General features: G+C 64.1%; 3 protein-coding genes. All 3 read left to right on the top strand.

Features of this window, described 5'->3' with window-relative positions; genetic code table 11:
* Positions 1-341: 341 nt before the first annotated feature.
* A complete protein-coding gene (locus BEN49_RS26955) occupies positions 342-1,187 on the top strand; it encodes a L,D-transpeptidase scaffold domain-containing protein (protein ID WP_070744323.1) in 846 nt (281 codons plus the stop codon).
* Complete coding sequence (locus BEN49_RS13815; RefSeq protein ID WP_070744321.1) at positions 1,157-2,128, top strand: L,D-transpeptidase family protein; 972 nt, start codon at positions 1,157-1,159, stop codon at positions 2,126-2,128. Before BEN49_RS26955 ends, BEN49_RS13815 begins: the two co-directional genes overlap by 31 nt.
* A 275-nt stretch (positions 2,129-2,403) precedes the next feature.
* Positions 2,404-2,779 (top strand): helix-turn-helix transcriptional regulator (locus BEN49_RS13810; protein WP_141765671.1); only part of this gene is annotated, 376 nt, incomplete at its 3' end.

Here is a 2,779-nt window from a genome sequence, read left to right as displayed (position 1 = left end):
GCGAAGTCGACGGTGAGGCGGAGGGCCAGGTGGCGCACCCGAGCGGTGCCGGTACCGGCGTGGCTGTGGGGATCGGGGCCGGGCAGGGGCAGGGAGGCGGGGGGCATGGCGGTAGCAGTGGGAGAGGGCCCCGGGCCCGGGGCCTCCCCCGGCCGGGCCCCGTAAAAGTACGCGGCCCGCCCAGCCATTTTGGCCCCAAACGTGCAAGGCTGCCCGGCATACCGTAACTTGCGCTGGCACGTGGTGGCTTGGGGCCCTTTGCAACCCCGACCCGCGCCAGCCAGTACAACGGCTCATCTGTCGTTTTTCCCCGGCGGGCCCCGCGCCTGTCTACCTACTTCATGCCCTTCGTTCGCCGTTCCTTTTTTACTTACTTTCTGGTGCTCCTGCTCGGTAGCTCGCTGGGCGCGGCGCTGCTGAGCAGCTGTGGCACCGACAAGCCCGGGCAAACTGCCGACGCCACCACCGCCGCGCCGGCCGCCGGCACGAGTGGCCCCCAGCCGCTGCTCGACAGCGCCTACGTGGTGCGGGCCTTGGGGGCCGTGCCCCAGTTTCGGGCCGAGCTGCCGTGGGCAAACAAGTTCTACCGCGAGCGGCAGTACCGCCTGGGGTGGTTCAAAGACAACCAATTGGTGCCGCAGGCCACGCAGCTGCTGCAAACCATCGCTAAAGCCAGTGACGAGGGCCTGGACCCGCGCAAGTACCAGGTGAAGGACTTGGCTAAGTTGTTCAGCGCGTTGAAGGTAGCCCCCGACGAGGCCCACCGCGACGCGCTGGAGCAGGAGATTGACGTGGCGTTATCGGGCACCTACTTTGTGTGGGCATCCGATTTCTACCGCGGTGTGGCCAATCCGCACGACGCCAAGAACACCGCCTGGCAGGTGAAGCCCAACAAAATCAAGCTCCACAAAGCCCTGTTGACCTACCTCGGCGACCGCAAAAGCAAGTACGGCTACTACCAGTTTGCGCCCCTGCACCCCGAGTACAACAACCTGAAAAAAGCCCTGGCCGCCTACCGCATCCGCGAGGCCGCGGGGGGCTGGCCGGCGCTGCCCGCGGGCCTGGTCCTGCGCCCGGGGCAGTCCTCGCCGGCCGTGTCGGCGCTGCGTCAGCGGCTGCTGGGGCCCCGGCCGACACCGCCGCCCACGCTTCGCCGGTGTACGACAAGGCCCTGGCCAATGCCGTGAAAGCCTTCCAAAACGACGCCGGTCTGCGGCCCGATGGCGTGGTGAGCGGCACCACCCTGCGCGAGCTGAACGTGCCCATCGGCCAGCGCATCGACCAGGTTTTGCTGAACATGGAGCGCTGGCGATGGCTTCCCAAAAAGTTCGAGCCCGATTATTTACTGGTCAACATTCCGGAGTACCGGCTGCACGTGGTGGAGAACGGGGAGGAGGCAATGACCATGCGCGTCATCGTGGGCAAGGCCCTTACGGCCACCCCGATTTTCAGCGACAAGATGGAGTACGTGGTGCTGGCTCCTTATTGGTACGTACCCTTTAGCATCGTCGACAAGGAGCTGAAAAACCGGCTGGCTGACAACCCTCAGTACCTCGACCACCTCGATATGGAAGTGGTGCGGGGCTACGGCCGCACGGCCACCGTCATCGACCCCACCACCATCGACTGGGCCAACGTGACCCAAGACAATTTTAAGTATACGGTGCGCCGCCGCCCGGGGCCCAAAAACGACCTGGGCAACGCCAAGTTTATCTTCCCCAACTCGAACGATGTGTACCTGCACGACACGCCCCACGGCGAGTTGTTCTCGCAGGTCAGCCGCAACTTCAGCCACGGCTGCGTGCGGGTAGAAGAGCCCATGAAACTGGCCGCGTACCTGCTGCGCGACAAGCCCGAGTGGGACGAGCAGAGCATCCTCGACACCGTGGCCGCCCACCGCGAGAAGTACATCACGCTCACCAAAAAGTTGCCCGTGTACCTCGTCTACCTCACCGCCTGGGCCGACGCCGACGGCCACGCCCACTTCCGCGACGACATCTACGGCCACGACAAGGCCCTGGCACGGGAACTGTTTGAAAAGCCCGCCGGGGCTGCTCCGGCGCGGGTCGCCGCCCGCCCGCAGCCGTCCCCCGCCGCCGCCCTAGCCGCTAGCCCCAAGCGCAGTTAGTGCTTGCACAAGGGCAGTATAAATTCGGTATTGCTTACCAAAAAAGCCCGGCTGCTTCGGCAAGTCGGGCCTTTTTTGTGGCTATCCGAAACCCCCCAGCCAAGGGCTAAGGGGGTATAGGAGCATTGTCTTCTGTTTACACTTGTAATTACAAGTGTAAACAGAAAGTATGGACACACCATCTGTGTATAGTTGTAAACTAAGGGAGAAGATAGGGCCCTGGCGTAAGACAATGATTTATTTGTCGCACATTTGTAAATAAACAACAAGCTTACATGGTCGACCGGATTCGGGAGCTGTTACTGGCCCGGCAGCTGAGCCCCACGCAATTTGCGGATGCCATTGGCGTGGCCCGGCCCATTATGAGCCATATCCTGTCGGGCCGTAACAAGCCCAGCCTGGAGGTGGTGCAAAAGATTCGGGCGGCCTTTCCTGACTTGTCCATTGACTGGCTGTTGGACGGCACGGGCCCCATGCTGGTCCTGGCCGCACCTATCCTCCCCGGGGCCAGCTCGGACCCCCCCCCTCGGCGGCAAGCACCAATGTTGCCCCTGGGGCCCCAATCGCGGCATATGCTGGCCCAGCGCCTGCCCCCGCGGCCGTTCCAGCGCGCTCCGGGGCCCCTGCGCCGCGCCGCTCGCCTGCCCCTCG

Source organism: Hymenobacter coccineus, from assembly GCF_001816125.1.
Lineage (GTDB): Bacteria > Bacteroidota > Bacteroidia > Cytophagales > Hymenobacteraceae > Hymenobacter > Hymenobacter coccineus.
The sequence above is the reverse complement of the archived record's forward strand: the minus strand, read 5'-3'. Positions and strand labels throughout refer to the sequence as shown.